The 22,572-nt window shown below is 66.1% G+C and carries 29 protein-coding genes and 1 pseudogene; 11 read left to right on the top strand and 19 right to left on the bottom strand.

All coding sequences use genetic code 11. The features are described from left to right. Window positions 1–57: 57 nt before the first annotated feature. Window positions 58–378 (top strand): hypothetical protein, encoded by a 321-nt coding sequence (locus D4Q52_RS08335; protein WP_119856091.1) that lies wholly within the window; start codon window positions 58–60, stop codon window positions 376–378. Window positions 379–416: 38 nt separating this feature from the next. Here the strand turns inward: D4Q52_RS08335 and D4Q52_RS26215 are convergent, their stop codons facing one another. Next, entirely contained in the window at window positions 417–626 is a 210-nt protein-coding gene (locus D4Q52_RS26215; protein ID WP_147407775.1) for a hypothetical protein, read from the bottom strand. A gap of 220 nt (window positions 627–846) precedes the next feature. Here D4Q52_RS26215 and D4Q52_RS08330 point away from each other — a divergent pair, with 220 nt between their 5' ends. Together D4Q52_RS08330 and D4Q52_RS08325 are read left to right on the top strand one after the other, a co-directional pair. After that, window positions 847–1,167, top strand: coding sequence for a hypothetical protein (locus D4Q52_RS08330; RefSeq protein ID WP_234831122.1), 321 nt, complete (start codon window positions 847–849; stop codon window positions 1,165–1,167). A gap of 117 nt (window positions 1,168–1,284) precedes the next feature. After that, window positions 1,285–1,608: a hypothetical protein gene (locus D4Q52_RS08325; RefSeq protein WP_119856090.1), complete on the top strand. Its 324-nt coding sequence runs from the start codon at window positions 1,285–1,287 to the stop codon at window positions 1,606–1,608. Window positions 1,609–2,024: 416 nt separating this feature from the next. On the opposite strand, the gene leuC is transcribed toward D4Q52_RS08325, so the two are convergent. The 6 genes from leuC to ffh all read right to left on the bottom strand — a co-directional run bounded on the left by leuC (window position 2,025) and on the right by ffh (window position 7,740). After that, entirely contained in the window at window positions 2,025–3,434 is a 1,410-nt protein-coding gene (gene leuC / locus D4Q52_RS08320) for a 3-isopropylmalate dehydratase large subunit (RefSeq protein ID WP_119856089.1), read from the bottom strand. A 311-nt stretch (window positions 3,435–3,745) separates the two neighbouring features. Continuing rightward, complete coding sequence (rplS, locus tag D4Q52_RS08315; RefSeq protein WP_119856088.1) at window positions 3,746–4,135, bottom strand: 50S ribosomal protein L19; 390 nt, start codon at window positions 4,133–4,135, stop codon at window positions 3,746–3,748. Between the two features lie 113 nt (window positions 4,136–4,248). Beyond that, a complete protein-coding gene (trmD, locus tag D4Q52_RS08310) occupies window positions 4,249–4,995 on the bottom strand; it encodes a tRNA (guanosine(37)-N1)-methyltransferase TrmD (protein ID WP_119856087.1) in 747 nt (248 codons plus the stop codon). Between the two features lie 148 nt (window positions 4,996–5,143). Further along, window positions 5,144–5,692 carry a ribosome maturation factor RimM gene (gene rimM / locus D4Q52_RS08305; RefSeq protein ID WP_119856086.1) on the bottom strand — a complete coding sequence of 183 codons (549 nt, stop codon included), beginning with the start codon at window positions 5,690–5,692 and terminating at the stop codon, window positions 5,144–5,146. 12 nt (window positions 5,693–5,704) lie between these two features. Further along, window positions 5,705–6,025: a 30S ribosomal protein S16 gene (gene rpsP / locus D4Q52_RS08300; RefSeq protein WP_054165179.1), complete on the bottom strand. Its 321-nt coding sequence runs from the start codon at window positions 6,023–6,025 to the stop codon at window positions 5,705–5,707. Between the two features lie 164 nt (window positions 6,026–6,189). Next, on the bottom strand, window positions 6,190–7,740 hold the full coding sequence (gene ffh / locus D4Q52_RS08295; protein ID WP_119856085.1) for a signal recognition particle protein: 1,551 nt from the start codon (window positions 7,738–7,740) through the stop codon (window positions 6,190–6,192). Between the two features lie 267 nt (window positions 7,741–8,007). Here ffh and D4Q52_RS08290 point away from each other — a divergent pair, with 267 nt between their 5' ends. From D4Q52_RS08290 to D4Q52_RS08280, 3 genes are read left to right on the top strand one after another with little or no spacing between them, the layout of a single operon-like run. Beyond that, window positions 8,008–8,256 carry a type II toxin-antitoxin system Phd/YefM family antitoxin gene (locus D4Q52_RS08290; protein ID WP_119856084.1) on the top strand — a complete coding sequence of 83 codons (249 nt, stop codon included), beginning with the start codon at window positions 8,008–8,010 and terminating at the stop codon, window positions 8,254–8,256. Then, window positions 8,257–8,667, top strand: a complete 411-nt coding sequence (locus tag D4Q52_RS08285; protein ID WP_119856083.1) for a type II toxin-antitoxin system VapC family toxin — start codon at window positions 8,257–8,259, stop codon at window positions 8,665–8,667. It abuts the gene before it with no gap. Between the two features lie 4 nt (window positions 8,668–8,671). Next, window positions 8,672–9,733 carry an MBL fold metallo-hydrolase gene (locus tag D4Q52_RS08280; RefSeq protein WP_119856082.1) on the top strand — a complete coding sequence of 354 codons (1,062 nt, stop codon included), beginning with the start codon at window positions 8,672–8,674 and terminating at the stop codon, window positions 9,731–9,733. A 143-nt stretch (window positions 9,734–9,876) separates the two neighbouring features. Here the strand turns inward: D4Q52_RS08280 and D4Q52_RS08275 are convergent, their stop codons facing one another. Beyond that, complete coding sequence (locus tag D4Q52_RS08275) at window positions 9,877–10,587, bottom strand: SIMPL domain-containing protein (protein WP_425328463.1); 711 nt, start codon at window positions 10,585–10,587, stop codon at window positions 9,877–9,879. Continuing rightward, window positions 10,584–11,342: a GyrI-like domain-containing protein gene (locus tag D4Q52_RS08270; protein ID WP_119856081.1), complete on the bottom strand. Its 759-nt coding sequence runs from the start codon at window positions 11,340–11,342 to the stop codon at window positions 10,584–10,586. The genes D4Q52_RS08275 and D4Q52_RS08270 overlap by 4 nt, the downstream gene beginning before the upstream one ends. 192 nt (window positions 11,343–11,534) lie before the next feature. On the opposite strand from D4Q52_RS08270, the gene dapF reads away from it, so the two are divergent. Together dapF and mtaB are read left to right on the top strand one after the other, a co-directional pair. After that, window positions 11,535–12,416, top strand: a complete 882-nt coding sequence (dapF, locus tag D4Q52_RS08265; RefSeq protein WP_119856080.1) for a diaminopimelate epimerase — start codon at window positions 11,535–11,537, stop codon at window positions 12,414–12,416. After that, window positions 12,416–13,684 carry a tRNA (N(6)-L-threonylcarbamoyladenosine(37)-C(2))-methylthiotransferase MtaB gene (mtaB, locus tag D4Q52_RS08260; RefSeq protein ID WP_119856079.1) on the top strand — a complete coding sequence of 423 codons (1,269 nt, stop codon included), beginning with the start codon at window positions 12,416–12,418 and terminating at the stop codon, window positions 13,682–13,684. Before dapF ends, mtaB begins: the two co-directional genes overlap by 1 nt. 155 nt (window positions 13,685–13,839) lie before the next feature. On the opposite strand, the gene D4Q52_RS08255 is transcribed toward mtaB, so the two are convergent. Then, window positions 13,840–14,784 carry an RluA family pseudouridine synthase gene (locus D4Q52_RS08255; protein ID WP_119856078.1) on the bottom strand — a complete coding sequence of 315 codons (945 nt, stop codon included), beginning with the start codon at window positions 14,782–14,784 and terminating at the stop codon, window positions 13,840–13,842. Window positions 14,785–14,812: 28 nt separating this feature from the next. On the opposite strand from D4Q52_RS08255, the gene ftsY reads away from it, so the two are divergent. Next, window positions 14,813–15,757, top strand: coding sequence for a signal recognition particle-docking protein FtsY (gene ftsY, locus D4Q52_RS08250; RefSeq protein WP_119856077.1), 945 nt, complete (start codon window positions 14,813–14,815; stop codon window positions 15,755–15,757). Window positions 15,758–15,768: 11 nt separating this feature from the next. Beyond that, on the top strand, window positions 15,769–16,371 hold the full coding sequence (locus D4Q52_RS08245) for a septation protein A (protein ID WP_119856226.1): 603 nt from the start codon (window positions 15,769–15,771) through the stop codon (window positions 16,369–16,371). 261 nt (window positions 16,372–16,632) lie between these two features. Here the strand turns inward: D4Q52_RS08245 and D4Q52_RS08240 are convergent, their stop codons facing one another. The 4 genes from D4Q52_RS08240 to D4Q52_RS08225 all read right to left on the bottom strand — a co-directional run bounded on the left by D4Q52_RS08240 (window position 16,633) and on the right by D4Q52_RS08225 (window position 18,820). Next, a complete protein-coding gene (locus D4Q52_RS08240; protein WP_119856076.1) occupies window positions 16,633–16,998 on the bottom strand; it encodes a ComEA family DNA-binding protein in 366 nt (121 codons plus the stop codon). Window positions 16,999–17,305: 307 nt separating this feature from the next. Next, the gene (locus tag D4Q52_RS08235) at window positions 17,306–17,899 is read right to left on the bottom strand and encodes a DsbE family thiol:disulfide interchange protein (RefSeq protein ID WP_119856075.1); all 594 of its coding nucleotides are present in this window, start codon (window positions 17,897–17,899) and stop codon (window positions 17,306–17,308) included. Between the two features lie 10 nt (window positions 17,900–17,909). Further along, entirely contained in the window at window positions 17,910–18,086 is a 177-nt protein-coding gene (gene ccmD / locus D4Q52_RS08230; RefSeq protein WP_119856074.1) for a heme exporter protein CcmD, read from the bottom strand. Continuing rightward, window positions 18,086–18,820: a heme ABC transporter permease gene (locus tag D4Q52_RS08225; RefSeq protein ID WP_119856073.1), complete on the bottom strand. Its 735-nt coding sequence runs from the start codon at window positions 18,818–18,820 to the stop codon at window positions 18,086–18,088. The genes ccmD and D4Q52_RS08225 overlap by 1 nt, the downstream gene beginning before the upstream one ends. A 182-nt stretch (window positions 18,821–19,002) precedes the next feature. Between D4Q52_RS08225 and D4Q52_RS08220 the strand changes: the two genes are divergently transcribed. Continuing rightward, window positions 19,003–19,659 carry a class I SAM-dependent methyltransferase gene (locus D4Q52_RS08220; protein WP_234831121.1) on the top strand — a complete coding sequence of 219 codons (657 nt, stop codon included), beginning with the start codon at window positions 19,003–19,005 and terminating at the stop codon, window positions 19,657–19,659. A gap of 40 nt (window positions 19,660–19,699) precedes the next feature. Here the strand turns inward: D4Q52_RS08220 and D4Q52_RS08215 are convergent. The 5 genes and pseudogenes from D4Q52_RS08215 to ccmA form a co-directional block, all read right to left on the bottom strand. Then, window positions 19,700–19,801 (bottom strand): annotated as a pseudogene (locus D4Q52_RS08215) (heme exporter protein CcmB); the annotation flags it as partial. A 24-nt stretch (window positions 19,802–19,825) separates the two neighbouring features. Then, entirely contained in the window at window positions 19,826–20,590 is a 765-nt protein-coding gene (locus D4Q52_RS08210) for an RES family NAD+ phosphorylase (RefSeq protein WP_119856071.1), read from the bottom strand. Then, window positions 20,550–20,930: an antitoxin Xre/MbcA/ParS toxin-binding domain-containing protein gene (locus tag D4Q52_RS08205; protein WP_119856070.1), complete on the bottom strand. Its 381-nt coding sequence runs from the start codon at window positions 20,928–20,930 to the stop codon at window positions 20,550–20,552. Before D4Q52_RS08205 ends, D4Q52_RS08210 begins: the two co-directional genes overlap by 41 nt. A gap of 89 nt (window positions 20,931–21,019) precedes the next feature. Beyond that, window positions 21,020–21,688: a heme exporter protein CcmB gene (gene ccmB / locus D4Q52_RS08200; protein ID WP_119856069.1), complete on the bottom strand. Its 669-nt coding sequence runs from the start codon at window positions 21,686–21,688 to the stop codon at window positions 21,020–21,022. A gap of 250 nt (window positions 21,689–21,938) precedes the next feature. Next, on the bottom strand, window positions 21,939–22,541 hold the full coding sequence (ccmA, locus tag D4Q52_RS08195; protein WP_119856068.1) for a heme ABC exporter ATP-binding protein CcmA: 603 nt from the start codon (window positions 22,539–22,541) through the stop codon (window positions 21,939–21,941). Window positions 22,542–22,572: the final 31 nt, after the last annotated feature.

Raw genomic sequence — 22,572 nt, 5'->3', positions numbered from 1 at the left:
GGCAGCGGCCTGATCGGGGACGGTGCCGGCGAGGACCAATGGGATGGGACGGCGGCGATGATCGGACGGATGACGACGGCGGCGGGGCTCGGCGCGGCGCTGCTGTTTGCGCAGATGCCGGATGCTGCGCAGGCGCAGTCCCAGATGGTCGCGCAGTCAGCCTCGGCCACCACCACCGATCTGTCGGCGCAGCAGCGCCGCAGGCCGCGGCAGCTGCGGATCTATCCGCGCGTCGCGCCGGGCGACGACGTCTATCCGCGCTTCAATCCCGGGCCGAACGCGGTGCGCGACTGCACCGCCACCTATGTGCAGGAATATCGGCCGAGCGGCACCGTGATCACGCCGCGGATGAACTGCTTCTGGCGGCAGCGCGGCTGAGCTGCGCTTACATTGCGCGACGCCGCCGAACCGCGCGATTAGCGCTGCGCCCGGGTGATCAAACCAGCGACGACTCCGACCGCCATCGATCCGTATACCATGAAGGCCATCGCGGTTTCGACCGGCTCGCCGGCGGCTGGCGCCGCAATGGCGGGAGACGCGGCCGCGACGTTTGCGCCAAGCGCCACGATGCCGCAGATCGCGACCATCGCTGCTGCGACGCTTCGTCCCCAGCCTGCCTGCGTCATGTTGGTCTCCTTACGCCGAATGCCAGCAAATACGCGCAAAGCGGTCGTTTGTTTCCCAGCGTGCGAAGTAAATAACCGCGGCTCTGGAACGACCGGGACGCAGCGGCATTTATTCGAGCATGCAGACGCATTCACTTCGCATTCACGTCCCGCGCTTCAGCATGATCACAAGCGGCACCGTCGCTCTGCGGACCTGTTACTAACAAGTCCGCATCATCGGATGAAGCGCATCTCAACTAAGGAACTCATCATGAACTTTTGGAAACTTTCCGGCCTGGCTGCTATCGCGGGCCTGCTGCTGATCGCAGCGCCGGCCAAGCATGCCGAGGCCGCGCCGGTTGCGGCTGCGGGCATTGCCAGCAGCGTGCAGCGCGATGTCGTGCCGAACGTGAGCGAAGTGCAGTATCGCCACCATCGTCATGGCTATCGCCATCACCGCGGCTATCGTCATCACCCGCGTGCGCATCGCCACTGGCATCGCCCGCACCGTGCCTATGGCCATCATCGCCACTTCCGTGGCCATCATCGCCACTGGCGCTGATCGCAACGCATTGTTCAGCAAACAGGCCCGTTTTACGGGCCTGTTTTTGTTTGGCCTGTCGCCTGCGGCTACGACGCGCTAACATCTGCGCAGCCGACAGTCGAGGAGAATAAAGCGATGCGAACATGGATCGGCGCCGCGGTCGTAGCGTGTGCGCTCGGAGTGCTTACTCCCGCGGTGGTGCAGGCGTCGGATATGCCGAGCCTCATCACGGCGCAACTCGGCCAGGATCGTGCCATTACCGACTTCAGCGCGCGGCATCGCGGCCATGCTCACAAGCAGCGCGCAGTGCGCGGCCACAAATATCGCGTCAGTCACCGCCACCGCGGCGCACGGGCGGCTCCCGCTTACGGCGCGCAGCCCTATGGGTATCGCGCAAACGGCATGGCCCCGTTCTTCCCCTTCGGCTTCGGTGGCTACGGCTTTCAGCCGTCCTGGTAAGCGCTCTTGAGCCGGGCGGCGTGTAGTTGGCGACGTTTCGTCAGCTGCAAGGTCGAAAGCAGCCCTGGTTCAGCTCACCACTCCGGCGCAGTCTACACAGACACTCGCCGTCGTCATGGCCGGGCCTGTCCCGGCCATGACGCCTTCGAAGGTTGCGGCGCTGCAAGGCGTGGATGCCCGGCACAAGGCCGGGCATGACGAGCGGAGAGGTGGTGCCGAACCTCGATGACTGAGTGTGTCACCAAGTTGGTAATTGCTATCGCAAAACAGAACAGGCGCCCGATGAGGCGCCTGTTTACATTTCCGATTGGTCCGCTGATCGTAACCGCCGGACTTGATCCGGCGGTCCATCGTCTTCGAAGGATGGATTGCCGGGTCGAGCCCGGCAATGACGTGGTGATGACTTCGCTGCGGACTTAGTGCCAGTCGCGAATGTCCACGAAATGCCCGGCGATCGCCGCCGCTGCGGCCATTGCGGGGGACACCAGATGGGTGCGGCCCTTGAAGCCCTGGCGGCCTTCGAAGTTACGGTTTGAGGTCGAGGCGCAGCGCTCTTCCGGCGCCAGCTTGTCGGGGTTCATGGCGAGGCACATCGAGCAGCCCGGCTCGCGCCAGTCGAAGCCGGCCTTGATGAAGATCTTGTCCAGACCCTCGGCCTCGGCCTGTTCCTTCACCAGGCCGGAGCCCGGCACGATCATGGCGTTGACATTGCCGTTCACGGTCTTGCCCTCGGCGACCTTGGCGGCGGCACGCAGGTCCTCGATGCGGCCGTTGGTGCAGGAGCCGATGAAGACGCGATCGAGCTTGATGTCGGTGATCTTAGTGCCCGGCGTCAGGCCCATGTAATGCAGCGCGCGCTCCTTGGAGAGCCGCTTGGCTTCGTCGGCGATGTCGGCCGGGTTCGGCACCTTGCCGGTGATCGAGATGACGTCCTCGGGGCTGGTGCCCCAGGTCACGATCGGCGGCAGCTTGGCGGCGTCGAGCCGGATCTCGTGGTCGAAATGCGCGCCCTCGTCGGAGCGCAGCGTCTCCCAATAGCGGATCGCCGCGTCCCACAATTCGCCTTTCGGCGCCAGCGGACGGCCCTTCAGGAAGTCGTAGGCCTTCTGGTCGGGCGCGATCAGGCCGGCGCGGGCGCCGCCTTCGATCGACATGTTGCAGACCGTCATGCGGCCTTCCATCGACAGCGCGCGGATCGCGTCCCCGGCGTATTCCAGCACGTAGCCGGTGCCGCCTGCGGTGCCGATCTCGCCGATGATCGCCAGGATGATGTCCTTGGCGGTGACGCCGTCGGGCAGTTGCCCGTCGACGGTCGCACGCATGTTCTTGGCCTTCTTCTGAATCAGCGTCTGGGTCGCGAGCACGTGCTCAACCTCGGAGGTGCCGATGCCGTGCGCCAGCGCCCCGAACGCGCCGTGCGTCGAGGTGTGGCTGTCACCGCACACGATGGTGGTGCCGGGCAGCGTAAAACCCTGCTCCGGGCCGATGACGTGGACGATGCCCTGCCGCTTGTCGAATTCGTTGTAGTAGGTGACGCCGAAGTCGCGGGCGTTCTCGGCCAGCGCGGCGATCTGCTCGGCGCTCTCCGGATCGGGATTGGGCTTGGAGCGATCGCTGGTCGGCACGTTGTGGTCGACCACCGCCAGGGTCTTCTCGGGTGCATGGACCTTGCGGCCGGTGGTGCGCAGGCCTTCGAAGGCCTGCGGCGAGGTCACTTCGTGCACCAGATGGCGGTCGATATACAGCAGGCAGGTGCCGTCGTCGGCCTCGTGCACCAGATGGTCGTTCCAGATCTTGTCGTACAGCGTGGTGGGATTGGCGGACATGATGTCGGTCCTTCGCAAGGATCTTTGAATTGTCGATGTGGAAGCAGGATCGCGCGGCGCGGCGCCGGCGGATCAGCTAATCAGCGCGGCTGTGGTGAGCCGCCCGAAGAACCGCCACGGCAGGCGGCTGCGGTCGTCGAGGACGACGCGCGCGGGCGCAAGCGTGGTGCGATCTGGAAACATTCCATCCATATAGCACGTCGCCGCGAGCCGACAATGTTTCGCGCGGCCAGCCAGCGCGCAACGCAGCCGCAACAAAAAAGCGCGACCCAAAGGCCGCGCTTTAGAATTCCGGATTTCGGAGAAGCTGGTTACTTGGCAGCAGCCGCGGCGGCCGGGCGGTCCTGCTTCTTCTCGACGATGCGGGCCGACTTGCCGCGCAGGTTGCGCAGGTAGTACAGCTTGGCGCGACGCACCTTGCCGCGGCGCACCACCTTGATCGAGTCGATCATCGGCGACAGCAGCGGGAACACGCGCTCGACGCCCTCGCCGTACGAGATCTTGCGCACGGTGAAGCTTTCGTTGATGCCGGCGCCGGAGCGGCCGATGCACACGCCCTCATAGGCCTGCACGCGCGAGCGCTCGCCTTCGACGACCTTGACGTTGACGATCACGGTGTCGCCGGGACCGAACTCCGGAATCGTCTTGCCGGCGGACAGCTTGTCGAACTGCTCTTTTTCGAGCGTCTGAATGAGGTTCATCGGTAATTCTCCATCGGCGGCGCGCCCGACCATCCCGGCGCGGGCTGCGCGAAGATCCATTGTCCTGCCATTGCACGGATTTGCCGGTGCTATACGGCAATCCTGGGGGTTTGTCACCCGTCCGTCTTGTTTTTTGGTGTTTTTCGCGATTCGCTTTTCGGACCCGTGATTTGCACCGGCCGCAGCGCCCAAAGATCCGGCCGGCGGGCCCTGGTCAGGGCCTCGGTCTCGGCCTGGCGCCACGCCGCGACCCTGGCGTGGTCGCCCGAGGTCAGGATGTCGGGGATCGGCCGGCCCTCGAACATTTGTGGCCGGGTGTATTGCGGATATTCCAGCAGCCCGGCCGAAAAGCTCTCCTCAGTCGAGGAGGCAAGCTTCCCCATCACCCCCGGCAGCAGCCGGACGCAGGCGTCGATCAGCGCCATCGCGGCGATTTCGCCGCCGGACAGCACATAGTCGCCGATCGACACTTCCTCGAGCTGACGGGCGTCGATCACCCGCTGGTCGATGCCTTCGAACCGGCCGCAGACGATCAGCGGGCCGGGGCCGGCGGCGAGTTCCGCAACGCGCGCCTGAGACAGCGGCCGGCCGCGCGGGCTCATCACCAGGCGGGGGCGATCCGACGAAGCATCGACCGCATCGATCGCCGCCGCCAGCACATCGGCGCGCAGCACCATGCCGGGCCCGCCGCCGGCCGGCGTGTCGTCAACGCTGCGATGCCGGTCGGTGGCCGACGCGCGGATGTCCCGCGTCTCCAGCCCCCACACCCCGGACGCCAAAGCCCGCCCCGCCAGGCTGACGCCCAGCGGGCCGGGAAACATCTCCGGAAACAAGGTCAGGACGGTGGCGCGCCAGGTCATGAGAAGGCCGTGCAGCGAATTCAGACGCCATGCCCGGACTTGATCCGGGCATCCATCGTCTTCGCAAGAGGATGGATCGCCGGGTCGAGCCCGGCGATGACGACAATAAGCATTGAGGCGAACAGGCGAAACAAGGGCGCTCCGAGGCTTACGCCTCCGGATGGTTCGGCGTGTCGCCTTCGATTTCGCTGGGCGGCTCGATAATCACCTGGCCGGCCGTCAAGTCCACTGTCGGCACCACCGCGTTGGTGAACGGCAACAGCAGCGTCGGCCCCGATGGTGGCGCGATCTCGATGATGTCGCCGGCACCGAAATTATGCAGCGCCACCACGCGGCCGAGCGGTTCGCCCGCGGTGGTGACCGCGGCGAGGCCGATCAGATCGGCGTGGTAGTACTCATCGTCCTCGGTGGGCGGCAGCGTGTCGCGTGGCACGTAGAGTTCGAGGCCGTTGAGGCGCTCGGCCTCGTCGCGCGTGGTGACGCCCTTCAGCGTCACCACCAAATGGTCCTTGGCCTGCCGCACCGTCGCGATCTCGAACGACCGCGCGCCGTCTTTGGTGGCGAGCGGCCCGTAGTCGGTCACAGCGAACGGATCGGCGGTGAAGCTCCACAGCCGCACCGCACCGCGCACGCCATGCGGCGCGCCGATTCGAGCGACGCAGACTTGCCGGGCCACGCAGATCTGCCCGGACGGCATCAGCCGGCCGGCTTACTTGGCTTCGGCGGCCTTGCGCTCCTTGCGCGGCACCGCCTTCTCGGGATTGTTGCGCGGCTCGCGTTTCTTGACGCCGGTGACGTCGAGGAAACGGGCGACGCGATCCGAAGGCTGAGCGCCCTTGGCGAGCCAGTCCTTGACCTTGTCGAGGTCGAGCTTGAGGCGGGCTTCGTTGTCCTTGGCCATCAGCGGGTTGAAGTAACCCAGACGCTCGATGAAGCGGCCATCGCGCGGGAAACGCGAGTCGGCGACGACGACGTGATAGAACGGGCGCTTCTTGGTACCAGCGCGCGCGAGGCGGATGACGACGGACATTGTGAGCTCCTTAGGTGGGGGTTCGGTGTGTTTCAGTGAATAGTTAGTTCGTCATTCCGGGACGCGCGTAGCGCGAACCCGGAATCCCGAAGCGTTCTGCGAGAGAGATTCCGGGTTCGCCGCTGCGCGGCGCCCCGGAATGACGGAGAGGGGAGTGCTCAGCCTCATTTCTTCTTCCCGAACAGGCCGCCGAGGCCCGGCAGCGTCGGCTTGCCGGACAGGCCGGTGAGGCCGGGCAGATTGGGCAGGCCGCCGCGCAGCGACGCCGGCAGATCCTTCGGCAGCTCGGGAAGACCGCCGGGCAGGCCGCCGCCTTCGGCTTTCATCTTTTCCTGCATGGCGCGGATTTCGTCCGGGGACGGCATACCGCCGCCGAATCCCATCGCCTTGGCGAAGCCGGCCATCGGGCCGCCTTTGCCGCGGCCGACCGCCTTCATCATGTCGGCCATGTTGCGATGCATCTTCAGCAGCTTGTTGACGTCCTCGACCTTGATGCCGGCGCCGGCGGCGATGCGCTTCTTACGGCTGGCCTTGAGGATGTCGGGGTTCTTGCGCTCCTCGCGGGTCATCGAATCGATGATCGCGACCTGGCGCAGCAGGATCTTGTCGTCGACGCCGGCCGCAGCGATCTGGTTCTTCATCTTGGAGATACCGGGCATCATCCCCATCAGCCCGCCGATGCCGCCCATCTTGGACATTTGCAGCAGCTGTTCGCGCATGTCGGCGAGGTCGAACTTGCCCTTGCGCATCTTCTCGGCGACGGCGGCGGCCTTCTCGGCGTCGAGCGTCGAGGCGGCCTTCTCGACCAGCGAGACGATGTCGCCCATGCCGAGGATGCGGCCGGCGATACGGCTGGGATGGAAATCTTCCAGCGCGTCGGTCTTTTCGCCGGTGCCCATCAGCTTGATCGGCTTGCCGGTGACGGCGCGCATCGACAGCGCGGCGCCGCCGCGGCCATCGCCGTCGATTCGCGTCAGCACGATGCCGGTGAGGCCGACGCGCTGATCGAACGCGCGCGCCAAATTGACGGCGTCCTGACCGGTGAGGCTATCGGCGACCAGCAGCACTTCATGCGGGCTGGCAGCGGCTTTGATCTCGGCCGCCTCGCTCATCATGTCTTCGTCGAGCGTGGTGCGGCCGGCGGTGTCGAGCAGCACGACGTCGTAGCCGCCGAGCTTGCCGGCTTCCATGGCGCGGCGGGCGATATCCGGCGGCTTCTGGCCGGCGACGATCGGCAGCGTGTCGATGCCGAGGTCACGGCCGAGCACCGCGAGCTGCTCCATGGCGGCCGGGCGATAGACGTCGAGCGAGGCCATCAGCACCTTGCGCTTGTCGCGCTCGGTCATCCGGCGGGCGAGCTTGGCGGTGGTGGTGGTCTTACCCGAGCCCTGCAGGCCGACCATCATGATCGGCACCGGCGGCACGGCATTGAGATCGATCGCCTGGCTCTCGGAGCCGAGCATGGCGATCAGCTCGTCATTGACGATCTTGACCACCATCTGGCCGGGCTTGACCGACTTGACTACGGTGGCGCCGATCGCCTGCTCGCGGACCTTGTCGGTGAACGAGCGCACCACTTCGAGCGCGACGTCGGCCTCCAGCAGCGCGCGGCGGATCTCGCGCATCGCCGCATCGACATCGGCCTCGCTGAGCGCACCGCGCCCGGTCAGCCGATCGAGAATGCCACCCAGCTTTTCCGACAGATTGTCGAACATCGGCCCAATTCCAGCGACGGCCTTCCGGTGAAAGGCCTACAGAAGCAAACACTTATGGCGCCCGAGGGCGCATCGCGCTGTCGGACGTTGGCCTCCGGCCTCACAGGGCCGGTCGGCGGATCGAAAAGAAGACTTTTCGAGATTTCGCCGGCATCTAGACGCGACAGTGCTCTGAAGTCAAGAATTGCGGCGCTTTGTGCTTTTGCCGGGTCTGCCGAAACAGCAGAAAATTGCTATATGTCGGCGACTTAACAAAGGTCGAAGGTCATGAAGCACGTCAGCCTCGCGGATGCGCGCGCCAACATCACCGAGCTGCTCGACGAAGTCGAGCGCGGCGAGACGATCACGATCAGCCGTGATGGAGGACGGTCGGTTGCGGTGGCGCCTCCGTTTGAAGAAAGCAATCGCGAGGATGCCCGCCGAGCGATCGAAGAACTGAAAGAACTGCGCAAGAAGTCTGGGCCGGCGACGGCGGAAGAGATTATTGCCTGGCGTGACGAAGGTCGTCGGTTCTGAATGCGCTTCGTGCTCGATGCCTCTGTCGCGGCGGCCTATTGTTTCGACGATGAGGATGAGCCCGTCGCCGATGCCGCGTTTGCGCGCCTCCAAGGCAGCGCAACCGCGGTAGCACCCGCGCTGTTCTGGTTCGAACTTCGGAACACCTTGTTGGTCGGGTCGAGACGAGGACGCATCGACAATCAGCAGATCAAGCGCGTTCTGGAGCGCATCAATCGCGCAGCCATCACATTTGATCGTCTTCCATCATCGTCGGACGCCCTCTTCAATATTGCCCAGCGTCACCATCTGACCTTCTACGACGCCGCCTATCTCGAACTCGCGCAACGCGAGGGGATCGGGCTGGCGACGCTCGACAAGGCGCTGGCGCGCGCGGCGATTGCCGAAGGCGTCGGGCTGGTCGGCGCATGACCGCATGACGTTGATCACCCGCCGCCGTCTGCTGGCGAGCCTCGCCGGCCTTGCTGCCACCGCTGGTCTGTCCTCCTTCTGGGTATCCCGCATGACCTCGTATAAAGGCCCGATCACCGATCATTTCGACGGTGAGCGCTTCTTCGACCGCGACGGCGTGCCGCCGAAGGGTTGGATGGACGTGCTGCGCTGGCGCTTCACCACCAAGCCGGCCACGTGGCCCGACTGGGTGCCGAACGCCTCGAGCGATATTCCGCCGCCGCAAGTCACCGGAACAAAAGCGCGGCTGAGCTATGTCGGCCATGCCAGCTGGCTGTTGCAGACCGGCGGCCTCAATATCCTGATCGACCCGGTGTGGTCGGAGCGGGTGTCGCCGGTCAGCTTCGCCGGGCCGAAGCGCCACAACGATCCCGGCATCGTGTTCGACAAGCTGCCCAAGATCGACATCGTGCTGGTGTCGCATGGCCATTACGATCATCTCGATCTGGCGACGCTGTCGCGGCTCGCCGCGCGCGCCGCGCCGCGGGTGATCACGCCGCTCGGCAACGATCTGACGATGATCGGCCATGACGCAGCGATTCGCGCTGAAGCCTATGACTGGAGCGACCGCGTCGACCTCGGCAACGGCGTCGCGGTGACGCTGGTGCCGACCCGGCATTGGACGGCGCGCGGCCCGTTCGATCGCAATCGCGCGCTATGGGCGAGCTTCGTGGTGGAGACGCCGGCCGGCAAGATCTACGTCGTCTGCGATTCCGGCTATGGCGAGGGCAAGCACTTCCGCAATGTCGGCGCGGCGCACGGGCCGCTGCGGCTCGCCATTCTGCCGATCGGCGCCTACGAGCCGCGCTGGTTCATGCAGGACCAGCACATGAACCCGGCCGATGCGGTGATGGCGCTGGCGGATTGCGGCGCCGCGCAGGCGCTCGCCAATCACCACTTCACCTTCCAGCTCACCGACGAGGCGATGGATGCCCCGGAGCAGGACCTTTACGCCGCGCTCGACGCTGCCGGCGTCCCGCGCGAGCGATTTGCGGTGCTGAAGCCGGGGCAGGTATTCGAGATTTGATCGTCTCCCCGCGGGCTGCATCTCCGTCATTGCGAGGAGGCGCAGCCGACGAAGCAATCCAGCGTCGTGCACGGCGCTCTGGATTGCTTCGCTTCGCTCGCAATGACGACTTGGGGCTAAGCCATCATCAATAGCTGCCGCAGCTACGGCGCCTTGATGCCCCAGCTCACCAGCACGGTGACGCTCAGCGTCTCTTCGCCGGGGGACACCGGGGCGCTGCTGGACTGCGCCATCGCCATCTTGCGCATCGGCATCGCGCCGGGCTGCGGATCTTCGCTGATCACCAGCGGCGCGCCGAGGGTGACGCCGGCGGCGCGGGCGTAGATCTCGGCCTTGCGGCGGGCGTCGGCGACCGCGTCGGCGCGGACGTCGTCGAGTACCTTGGAGGGATCGGCGACGCGGAAGCCGATGCCGCGAATCTCATTGGCGCCCGCCTGCACCAGCGTGTCGATCAGGCTGGCGACGCGCGCGGTATCGCGGACCTGCACGGTGATCATGTTGCTGGCCTGATAGCCGATGATGTCGGTCGGGCCCGGCCGGTTGGACGGCGCGTATTGCGGTTGGATCGACAGCCGCGAGGTCTGGATGTCCTTGCCGTCGAGGCCGGCATTCTTCAGCTCGAGCAGCACCTTGCCCATCGCAAGATTGTTGGCTTCGGCGGCGCTGCGGGCGGTCTTGGCCATATTGGAGACGCCGGCCTCGATCTGCGCGATATCCGGCGCGACCGATTTGTGCGCCTCGCCGATCACCGTGATGGCCGGCTGCTGCGTCTGCGGCGGCGGCGCCGGTTGCGCCAGCAGCGGGGCACTTGTGAGCGTGGAGAGAACGAAGGCAGTGAGCAGGGCGCGCATCATTTCATCGGCACATAGACGTTGATGATCAGCTTGTCTTCCGCGGTGGTCAGCGGATCGGTGAGGTACTCTTCCACGAAGGTGTCCTTGGCCTCGATCTTCTTGTCGTCGAGGTGGTTGGTGATCGCCTCGTAGGTGTTGTCCATGTTGTCGTACGACCCGCGGTGGACGAATTTCAGCGCCTTGCCGTCCGGCGTGGTGCCCATGCTCATGGTCTTTGGCAGGTTCTTCGGCGGCTCCGGCACCGGCATCTCGGCCACGAAGGTGAAGCCGTTGTCGTCGGTCGAGGTGTAGACGATCATCGGATTGCCGCTCGGCTTGAGGCCGGCCTTGTCGAGCGTCGCCTTGATGGTCTTGAACGCCTCCATCAGCGCTTCGAAGGCGGCATCCCAGCTCGCCTTGCCCTTGAGGATCACCGCTGATTTAGGCTCCAGCGTGATCTCCTCGCCGAATGGGTCGGCGGTCTGCACCTTGGCGGGCGGGGCCGTCGGCGCCTGGGCCGCAGGAGGCGGAGTCGCCGGCGTTTCGGTTGCAGCGGGCGGTGTGGCGGGCGCTGCCGGAGTTGCGGGGGCGGCCGGGGCGGCAGGCGTCTCAGGAGCCGCTGGTGTTGCCGGAGCGGGCGTCACCGCAGCCGGAGGAGCCGGCGCCGGGTCGGCCGGCTTGGTTTCGGTCTGCGCCAGCGCGCCGGAAGCGGCGAGCATCAACGCGGCGGAGCTGAGCCCGAGCCAAACGGGGCGGATCAAGCGGTGCCGGTTCATTCCAGATCTCTCCATGGCCGCAGCGCAGCGCTACCGGTCGCCGCGATCCGCATGCGCCCGGCGGATCATCGGCGCCCGCGTCCCTTCTAGCATCCGGCCGGCGCTGTCGTCCCTTGCGATCAGCATGTGGCTTGACTGTGGCGGCTGGTCAAAACCGCCGGGCTTCGCCATATAGACGACGAGGTTCGACGCATGAGCGCACTGGACAACCGGCTGTTCGCCAAGATGAACGGCATCGGCAACGAGATCGTGGTGGTGGACCTGCGCGACCAGAGCGCGCCGGTGACGCCGGACGACGCCCGCGCGGTGGCGGCGCATGTGCCGTACGACCAATTGATGCTGCTGCAGCCGGCACGGGTGCCGGGCACCGAGGCTTTCGTCCGCATCTACAACAATGACGGCTCGGAATCCGGCGCCTGCGGCAACGGCATGCGCTGCGTCGCCTCACAGATGTTTGCCGGCACCGACCAGCAGGGCCTGACCTTCGAGACCCGCGCGGGGCTTTTGAACTGCTGGCGCGGCCCGGCCGAGGGGCTGTTCACCGTCGACATGGGCGAGCCGAAATTCGGCTGGCAGGACATTCCGCTCGCCGAGGAATTCCGCGACACCCGTGGCATCGAGCTGCAGATCGGCCCGATCGACGCGCCGATCCTGCATACGCCGTCGGTCGTCAGCATGGGCAATCCGCACGCGATTTTCTGGGTCGACGACATCGAGGCCTACGACCTCGGCAAGTTCGGCCCGCTGCTCGAGAACCATCCGATCTTCCCGGAGCGCGCCAACATCACGCTCGCCCACATCGTGGGTCGCGAGCACATCACGATGCGGACCTGGGAGCGCGGTGCCGGGCTGACCAAGGCCTGCGGCTCGGCCGCGTGTGCGACAGCGGTGGCGGCGGCGCGGCTGAAGCGGACCGGGCGCGTTGTCGAGATGACGCTGCCGGGCGGCCGGCTCACCATCGAATGGCGCGAGCGCGATAACCACGTGCTGATGACCGGCGGCGCCGAATTCGAGTTCGAGGGCCGGTTCGATCCGGCGCTGTTCGCGCCGTCGCTCAGCTCCAGCCCGGCCTGATGTCGGTCGAGATCGTCACCTTCGGCTGCCGCCTCAACGCGTTCGAATCCGAAGTGATCCGCCGCGAGGCGGAAGGCGCCGGGCTTGCTGATACCATCGTGGTCAATAGCTGCGCCGTCACCAACGAAGCCGTCGCGCAGGCGCGCCAGCAGATCCGCAAGCTGAAGCGCGCGCGCCCCGAGGCGCGCATCGTCGTCACCGGCTGCGCGGCGCAGACCGAACCCGCCACCTTCGCGGCGATGGATGAAGTCGACCGCGTCATCGGCAATGATGAGAAGATGCGCGGAGAGGCCTGGCGCGCGGCGCGGGCATCCTTTGATAACAATCCGTTCGGGCTCGGTCGCGAGCAGAAGATCGTGGTCGCCGACATCATGGCGGTGCGCGAGATGGCGCCGCATCTCTTGGATGGTTACCAGAGCGGCCTGCCGCGGGTGTTCGTGCAGGTGCAGAACGGCTGCGACCATCGCTGCACCTTCTGCATCATCCCATTCGGCCGCGGCAATTCGCGCTCGGTGCCGGTCGGCGCGGTGGTCGATCAGGCGCGGGCGCTCGCCGAGCGCGGCCACGCTGAGATCGTGCTGACCGGCGTCGACCTCACCAGCTACGGCACCGACCTGCCGGGCGCTCCGAAGCTTGGTACGTTGGTCAAGAAGGTTCTGCGCCACGTCCCCGAGCTGCGCCGGCTGCGGATCTCGTCGATCGACTCCATCGAGGCCGACCGCGATCTGCTCGATGCGCTGGCGAACGACAATCGGCTGATGCCGCATCTGCACCTGTCGCTGCAGGCCGGCGACGACATGATCCTCAAGCGCATGAAGCGCCGCCACAGCCGCCTTGACGCCGTATCGTTCTGCGACGAAGTCCGCCGCCTGCGCCCCGACATCGCGCTCGGCGCCGACCTGATTGCCGGCTTCCCGACCGAGACCGATGAGATGTTTCAGCGCTCGCTCGATCTGGTCGAGGACTGCGGCCTGACCTTCCTGCACGTCTTTCCCTATTCCAAACGCCCCGGCACCCCGGCGGCCCGGATGCCGCAGCTCGACGGCCGGCTCATCCGCGAGCGCGCGGGCAGGCTGCGCGCCGCAGGCGAGGCAGCGCTGGCGCGGCGGCTTGCCGCCGAGTTGGGAGCGACCCGCGCCGTGCTGATAGAAAGTACGACGCAGGGCCGAACCGAGCACTTCGTACCAGTTGCGATCGAAGGCGACGTTCCGGGCGAAGTGCGAGCGATGACCATCCGCGGCCATGATGGAGCCAAGCTCACCGTGTGAGTACGGCATTGCCTCATCCACTGACGTCATCGTCCGGCTTGTCCGGACGACCCAGTATTCCAGAGCGTTCGCTTTTTACTAACAGCAGCGCTCTGGAATGCTGGATCCCCGCCTTCGCGGGGATGACGATTGGAGGATGAGGTGGGGGCAGTGAACTAATCGTCCGTCCATCCACACGCCTGCAGTCGCGGGTGCATGTGAGTCGGCGCGGGCGCCGTCACCGCCACCGGCGGCTTGTTGCGCGACAGCGGGATGATGATTTCGCGGGCATGCAGATGCAGCCGGGGTTCGCCGAAGCGCGGGCCGTTGCCATAGATGTTGTCGCCGACGATCGGCCACCCCATCGCGGCGCAATGCACGCGGAGCTGATGGGTACGCCCGGTGATCGGCTCGAGCGCGAGCCAGGTCAGATGCGTCGGAGGCAGAGCGCCAACGATCGCACCCGGCTTGCGAGACAGATCATCACCCTCGCCGCCCGCACAGCGAGCCCCCTCTCCCGCTTGCGGGAGAGGGTTGGGGTGAGGGCGCCCCAAAGATGGCGTCCCGTTGTCGACCCCCACCCCCGACCCCTCCCCGCAAGGGGGAGGGGAGCCACTTTCCGCGGCGTCGGGTGTTGGGGCTGATTTAGCCAATACCCCTGACCTTCCCATCACCTTCCATCGCGTCAGCGACGGCAGCCCGCTTGGATCGACCTTTTGCCACCAGCCGCGTTCGGCGTTGAGGCGGGCGATCGGCAGGTCGATCTCGCCTTGGTCCTCGGTCGGGCCGCCTTCGACGATTGCCCAATAGGTTTTCGAGATCCGCGAATGCTTGAACAGCAGGCCGAGCGTGGCGGTGGCCTTGCGGTGGCGGCCGAGCACGAGACAGCCGGAGGTGTCGCGATCGAGCCGATGCGCCAGCACCGGCGGGCGCGGCAGGCCGAAGCGCAAGAACTCGAACGAGGCTTCGAGGTTGGGCCCGCCCTTCGGGCCGCGATGCACCGGCAGGCCGGGCGGCTTGTCGATCACCAGCATCAGGCCGTCGCGATGCAGCACCCGTGCCTGGATCTCGTCCGCCGTCAGTTCCGGCACGTCGAATTGATCTGCGTGGCTTTCGTTCATGATCCGAAACGGCTAACACAGCGCCCTGATGAGTGACACGGAAAACGGCAAAACCAGCTGGTGGCGGCGGCTGTCCAGCGGACTGAAGCGAACGTCGAGCCAGATCGGCACGGCGCTCACCGACCTGATCTCCAAGCGCAAGCTCGATCGGGCGATGCTCGAGGAGATCGAGGACGTGCTACTGCGCGCCGATCTCGGCACCGAGGTGGCGGCGCGGATCGCCGCAGCGGTCGGCGAGGGGCGCTACGACAAGATGATCGCAGCCAGCGACGTGAAGGAAATCGTCGCCGCTGAGGTCGAGAAGGTCTTGGCGCCGGTCGCGAGGCCCCTCACGATCGACACGGCCCACAAGCCGTTCGTGGTGCTGGTGGTCGGCGTCAACGGCTCCGGCAAGACCACCACGATCGGCAAGCTGTCGGCGCGCTTCGCGGCGGAAGGCCGCAGCGTCATGATGGCAGCCGGCGACACCTTCCGGGCCGCAGCGATCGAGCAGCTCAAGGTCTGGGGCGACCGCACCAACACGCCGGTGATCGCCGGCGCGCAGGGCTCGGACTCCGCGGGCCTCGCCTTCAATGCGCTGACCGCCGCCAAGGAGCAGGGCCGCGACGTGCTGCTGATCGACACCGCCGGCCGGCTGCAGAACCGCGCCGAGCTGATGAGCGAGCTGGAAAAAGTCGTGCGCGTCATCAAGAAGGTCGACGTCAGCGCGCCGCACGCCGTGCTGCTGGTGCTCGACGCCACTGTCGGCCAGAACGCGCTGTCTCAGGTCGAGGCCTTCACCAAGACCGCGGGTGTGACGGGTCTGGTGATGACCAAGCTCGACGGCACCGCGCGTGGCGGCATCCTGGTGGCTATCGCGGAGAAACACAAACTGCCGGTGCATTTCGTCGGCGTCGGCGAAGGCGTCGACGATCTGGCGCCGTTCACGGCGCGCGATTTCGCCAAGGCGATCGCCGGCACGGAGGCCGCATGAGCGACGAACTGATCGACAGGAAGCAGCCGCACCCGCTGTTCAAGCTGGCGACCGAGCTCGGCCCGTTGCTGGTGTTCTTCTTCGTCAATGCCAAGTTCAATCTGTTCGCCGCCACCGGCGCCTTCATGGTCGCGGTGATCGTCGCCATCATCGCGTCCTATGTGGTGACCAGGCACGTGCCGATCATGGCGATCGTCACCGCCGTGGTGGTGCTGGTGTTCGGCACGCTGACGCTGGTGCTGCACGACGAGACCTTCATCAAGATGAAGCCGACCATCGTGTACGCGCTGTTCGCTGGCGTATTGGGCGGCGGGCTGCTGTTCGGCCGCAGCTTCATCGCCGTGCTGTTCGATCAGGTGTTCAATTTGACGCCGGAGGGCTGGCGCAAGCTGACGGCGCGCTGGGCGCTGTTCTTTGCCGCCATGGCGGTGCTGAACGAGGCGGTGTGGCGGACGCAGTCGACGGATTTCTGGGTCAACTTCAAGGTGTTCGGCATGATCCCGCTCACCATGGCGTTCGCCATGCTGCAGATGCCGCTCGCCAAACGCTACGCCGCCGAACCCGCAACACTCGACGAGAGCGCGGCGGATGAAGGCGATGTGTCGGGGCGGTAGCGGCGATTTTTTCCGACTCCCTCTCCCCGTCATTGCGAGCGAAGCGAAGCAATCCAGAGGCGCAGTGCACGGAGCTGGATTGCTTCGTCGGCTTCGCCTCCTCGCAATGACGGCTCGGGGCGGGCCTTCGCTGTTTCCCGCTATCTCCCAGAAGTCATTGCCGGGCTTGACCCGGCAATCCATCCTCTTCAGGTGATGGATGCCCGGGTCAAGCCCGGGCATGATGTGGTACTTCGGGGCAGGCGCCCTACGCCGCATCGCTTACTTCTGCTTGGCGATGATCTTGTCCTTGATGCCGTTATAAGTCTTTTCCGGCACGATCTTCTTGTGCACCAGTTCGTCCTTGCCCTTGTAGGGGCGGCCCTTGATGATCGCGGCCGAGTAGGCCTTACCGACTCCGGGCAGCGCGTCGAGCTGTTCGGCGGTGGCCGAGTTGATGTCCAGAAGTTCGGTCTTCTCCGCCTTGGCGGGCGCCATCTTGGTGTCTGCCTTGGGCGGCGGCGCCATGGTGCCGGATGGCGCGGTCTGGGTGCCCTGGGCCATTGCCGGGGCCCCGGTGAGCAGGCCGAAGGCCAGCGCGGCGGCGAGCGGGGCAAGGGTGAGGTGGCGCAGCTTGATAGTACGCATCGGGGGTGTCCTCCACGGACGTTGTTAGTCACGGAACCAAGCTAGCCGCCGATTCATGGCGGGTCCAAGGCCGTCAAATGAACCGGCGATAAACGCTGGTAATTATTTATCGGGGGTGAGCCCTGTCCCCGCGGCGCAGCGCAACCTCCCCCGCTTGCGGGGAGGTCGGATCGCGTAGCGATCCGGGTGAGGGCACTCCTATCAACGAGTCGCTGAGTCACTGTTTGTGTCGCCCTCACCCCAACCCTCTCCCGCAAGCGGGAGAGGGGGCGCGCGGCGGGCGGGGAGGGGCCGCGGAGGAACGCGGCTAGGACTTCGCCAGCGCCTTTTCGATCTCGGGCTTCAGCACCTTGTCGAGATTGTCCGGGGTGATCGGGCCGACCAGTTTGTAAGCGATCCGGCCGTCGCGGCCGACCACGAAGGTCTCGGGCACGCCGTATACGCCCCAGTCGATCGCGGCGCGGCCATTGGCGTCGACGCCGACGGCGGCGAACGGGTTGCCGTAGCGGCCGAGGAAGCGGCGGGCGTTGTCGGGCTTGTCCTTGTAGTTGATGCCGACGATCTGAATCCGGTTGTCGTCGCCGAGCGCGGTGAGCAGCGGCGCCTCGTCGTGGCAGGGCACGCACCACGATGCCCAGACGTTGACGACGCTGACCTTGCCGGCAAATAGCGCCGGCGCAATGCCCGGTACCGCAGCGCCATCGCGGGCGAGTTCGTCGAGCGGCGGCAGCACAGTCTGTGGCGCGTCGCGGCCGATCAGCGCGGAAGGAATCCGCGCAATGTCGCGGTCGCCGAGCCTGAACCAGAACAACACCGCCAGCCCAGCAAACACCAGCAGCGGAAGCGCCACCAGCCAGGAGCGGCGCTTGCGAGAAGGAGCATCGGTGAGCGGCGTGGTCATGCGGGTCTGCTCAGGACATGTCGGTCGCGCTGCGTCCGGAGCGCCGGGTCGCGCCGCGGGCCTCGAGGTCGCGCAGCCGCGCTTTCTGCCGGCGATAATCGATCACCACCCAGCCGATCAGCAGTAGCACCACCAAAAGAGTAGCCGCGTAGGACGAAACGATGAACTCCGCGTAGCGTCCGAACATCACGCCGCCTCGGACCGGCTGGCCTGCATCATCTGCAGCGAGCGCACCCGGCGGCGCAGGATCTCGTTGCGCATCGCCGCGACATGCAGGGTGACGAACAGCAGCGAAAAGCCGATCGCCATCACCACGAGCGGGATCAGAAAGGATTTGTCGAGCGCCGGTCCGCCCATCCGCATCACCGAGGCGGGCTGGTGCAGCGTGTTCCACCAGTCGACCGAGAACTTGATGATCGGCAGGTTGATGGCGCCGACCAGCGTCAGCACCGCGGCGGCGCGCGCCGCGCGCGACGGGTCGTCGACCGAGCGCCACAGCGCGATCAGGCCGAGATACATCAGGAACAGGATTAGCATCGAGGTCAGCCGCGCGTCCCATTCCCAATAGGTGCCCCACATCGGCCGGCCCCACAGTGAGCCGGTCAGCAGCGCCAGGAAGGTGAAGGCGGCGCCGATCGGGGCGGCGGTCTTGGCGGCGACGTCGGCGAGCGGATGCCGCCACACCAGCGTGCCGAGCGAGGCGACGCTCATCACGCCCCAGACGAACATCGCCAGCCAGGCGTTCGGCACGTGCACGAACATAATCTTGACGGTGGCGCCCTGCTGGTAATCGTCCGGCGCCAGCATGGCCTGGACCAGCCCGACACCGAGCAGCAGCGCCGTCAGCCCGGCCAGCCATGGCAGCAGGCGGCCGGCCAGCGACAGGAACCGGGTTGGATTGGCGAGTTCGGTCAGCGTCATGGCGTTCCTGATATCGGGGCTGAGGGCCGCAGGCAATGACGCCGCGTGGGATCGGGCAACGAGTTGATCGGAGCGGCGGCCCGGCAGGCCGGGCTGCCCCCCGCCGCGAGCTTTGAGCGCTTTACCGGCCGAGATTGCGCGGCTAATGCTTGTTGTTCTTTGAAAAAACGCAGCAAGGATCGATGTTTATGCCGCTCTGGGGCGATTTCCTGACCAATGACGGCCGCATCGTTCACAAGTGGAAGCACTATTTCCCGGCCTATGAGCGGCACTTTTCCAAGTTCGTGAATTCCGATGTTGTTTTTCTGGAGATTGGCTGCGGCCGCGGCGGATCGCTGGAGCTCTGGAAGCGCTATTTCGGCCCGCACGCCCGCATTGTCGGCATCGACATCGACAGCCGCTGTCGAGCATTTGGCGATGGGGATCAGATCGAAGTCCGTATCGGCGACCAGTCCGACGTTGGCTTCCTGCAGAGCCTGATCGACGAATTCGGTCCGTTCGATGCGGTGCTGGATGACGGCAGCCACGTGATGTCTCACATCAGGGCGTCATTCGACTTTCTCTATCCTCGCATCAGCCGGAACGGCGTGTACTTCGTCGAAGATCTGCACACCGCCTATTGGGATGAATATGAAGGCGGGCTCAGGCGCAAGGCCAGTTTTATCGAGCACTGTAAGGACTTGATCGACGAACTGAACGCCGATCACGCGCGTGGAGAGATGCAGCCGACAGCATTCACCAGTTCGACGCTGTCGATGCATTTCTACGACAGCATCGCGGTCTTCGAAAAAGGCCGGACGACGCGGAAATGGGCCCCGCAAGTCGGGCGCCCCGACTAGAGTCTTGTTCACCGGTCGATACTAAGAGCCGCCGCGCGGCTCATTCCTGCCGCAGGCCGGCAGCGGCGGCGAGCGGGCCGATCACCAGGCGCATCAGCGCGATCGCGCACAGGATCGAGAACGGCGCGCCAAACGAAACGGGCCAAACCAAAGTAGCGGCCGCGCATCAGCGATCCCAGACGAATCCATGCATGCGCGGATCGGCATTGAAGGCGTCGCGGCCAAGGCCGAGCGAGGCGCGCGGCGCTTCGCAGAATGCGCGCGCCCCATTGCGGTCGAGATGGATACGCCAGCTCTGGCGGTCGACCGGGGCCTTGCTGCGGAACGCTCGCGGCGACAGCACCGCGCCGTTGGCGCCGCGCTGCGGGTCGCGGACCGAGGGATATTTGATGATCTCCGCCCCGGCGATGCGCGCCGCTTCGCTGAGTGATTGTCCGGCGGCATAGGTCTGCAGATGCATGATCATCGCGAGATCGTCCGGCGGCCGCGCGATGAGATCGAGCACGCGCTCGGAGGCCAGTTCGACCGCGAAGGCGGTGTATTCGGCCGGGTTCTGTGGCCACGGCGTGGCGGGCGATTCGCCGAAGAACTGGAGGCGGTGAAACACCACCTCGGCGATTGCCGTCGACGGCTGAGCGGACGCATAGAAGACGCCCGCTTCGGCATTGGGCCGCCGAAACCGCGAGCCCCATGGATTGGTTGCGCTGTAGCGGAACGGCGTCATCAGCAGGAAGTCGAGGCCATCGCAGTCCGCCGGCACTGGCGGCTTGGTGTCCTCGATGATGTCTTCGAGCAGCGTTTGCTCTTCGAGCGAGTCGGTCAGCTTCATTGTCGCCGATTGATGCTGCGCCTCGACGATGCGCCAGAACCGTCCCGAGAGCCGCGCCGACTCAGACCGGAGCGCGTCGCGTATCCAGGTACTGGACGACATGAAATAGCCCTGGAATTCTCTGGATCAGCTCGATCGGCGCCCCGCGCAGCGCGAGGTTATTGCCTTTCATCCATGCCCGCGCGGCGGTTTCGTCGCCGGCCACGATGGCGTCGAGCGAGCGGTACAGCCGGACTAACAAGGCCGCCAGTTCGAAGGCTTTGCCTTCCCCGAGCACGTAGTCGCCGTTTTTCATCCGCGAGATCACGGATTCCGATAGGCCAATGACGTTGCTCAATACCTTTTGCGACAGGCCGAGGCGCTCAGCCGCCTTGAGGGTGGCCTTGGTCAGCACCCGCCCCTTATCAAGGGCAGCCGGTGATCGATCTAAAACAGCGACCATCTCTCCGCTCCTCTTTCTATGGAAATAGTATAAGAAAATTCTTTCTCAGACAAGATAAGCCGGCGGTCTCGGCGTGGTTCCGCCGACGACTAATCCAACCCTTGCCGCAGGCTGGCGGCGGCCGCGAAGGGGCCAATCACCAGGCTCATCAGCGAGATCGCGCACAGGATCGAGAACGGCGTGCCGAATGGGACAGGGCCGACAATCGCGGCCTGCGAGGCGGCGACCCCGAAGATCAGCACCGGAATCGCCAGCGGCAGCACGAGCACGGCGAGCAGCAGCCCGCCGCGGCGCAGCGTCACCGCCAGCGCGGCGCCGATCATGCCGGTGAAGGTCAGCGCCGGGGTGCCGGCCAGCAACGTCGCCATCACCGCCAGCGACGCGCTGCCATCGAGATTGAGCAGCAGGCCGAGCACCGGCGTGGCAACGATCAGCGGCAGCCCGGCCGCCAGCCAATGCGCCAGCGCCTTGGCGGCGCAGGTCAGTTCCAAGGGTGTGCGGCTCATCGCGATCAGATCGAGCGAGCCGTCCTCGGCGTCGGCAGTGAACAGCCGGTCGAGCGTCAGCAGGCTGGCGAGCAGCGCCCCGAGCCACAGGATCGCCGGACCGAGCCGCTGCAACAGCTGCAGATCCGGCCCGACCGCGAACGGCATCAGCACCACGACTGTAAGAAAGAACAGCACCCCGATCAGCGCGCCGCCGCCAACCCGGAGCGCGATCGCGATGTCGCGGCGGATGATGGCTTTGAGGGCGGTCATGGCTGCGCTCCGGCGCCGCGTGGATTTGCACTGGCGCTATCCCCCGCAGCACCCCCACCCCCGACCCCTCCCCGCAAGGGGGAGGGGAGCCTAGGAGCCGCGAGGGGAGTGGATGTCGAGATGCAGTAAGAATCACCCCGCAGCGACAGAGCACGGCGCCTCTTCCCCCCTCCCCCTTGCGGGGAGGGGTCGGGGGTGGGGGTCCCCAGGCACTGCATTGGCGAAGTGATCAACCCGTGACGAAACGAACTCATACCCGCCCCCCGATCCGCATTTCGCGCGCGGCGATTCCAAGCGGCAGATGCGTCGCCGCGACGATCAGGCCGCCGCCGGCGAGGTGGTGCTGCATCAGGCTGACAAACAGCTCCTGCCCCTTGGCGTCGAGCGCCGAGGTCGGCTCGTCGAGCAGCCAGATCGGCCGGCGCACCACCAAGAGCCGGGCGATTGACAGGCGACGCCTTTGCCCCGCGGACAGATACGCGGCCGGCAGCTCCGCCGCATGGGCCAGCCCGACCGCGTCGATCGTAGCCGCAAGATCCGTGGTCTCGCCGCCGAGGAACTCGCGCCAGAACGCCAGATTTTCCGTGACGCTGAGCGATGGCTTCAGCGCGTCGCGGTGGCCGAGATAATGCGCCTGCTCGGCGACCGGCGTGTCGGCCTCGCCGCCGTCGAGCGTGATGCTACCAGCGGCCGGTTGCAGCAGGCCGGCGATCAGCCGCAGCAGTGAGGTCTTGCCCGCGCCGTTCTGCCCGACGAGCGCCAGCGCTTCGCCATCCGCGACCTCGAACCCCAATCCGTCGAATACCTCGCGGCCGCCTCGGATGCATCGCAGGCCCAGTCCACGCAGCCGCATTCGTCGCTCGCCTATTCGCTATCTCGCAGCG

The organism is Rhodopseudomonas palustris (genome assembly GCF_003591005.1).
Lineage (GTDB): Bacteria > Pseudomonadota > Alphaproteobacteria > Rhizobiales > Xanthobacteraceae > Rhodopseudomonas > Rhodopseudomonas palustris_K.
This window is presented reverse-complemented; position numbering and strand designations above follow the sequence as displayed.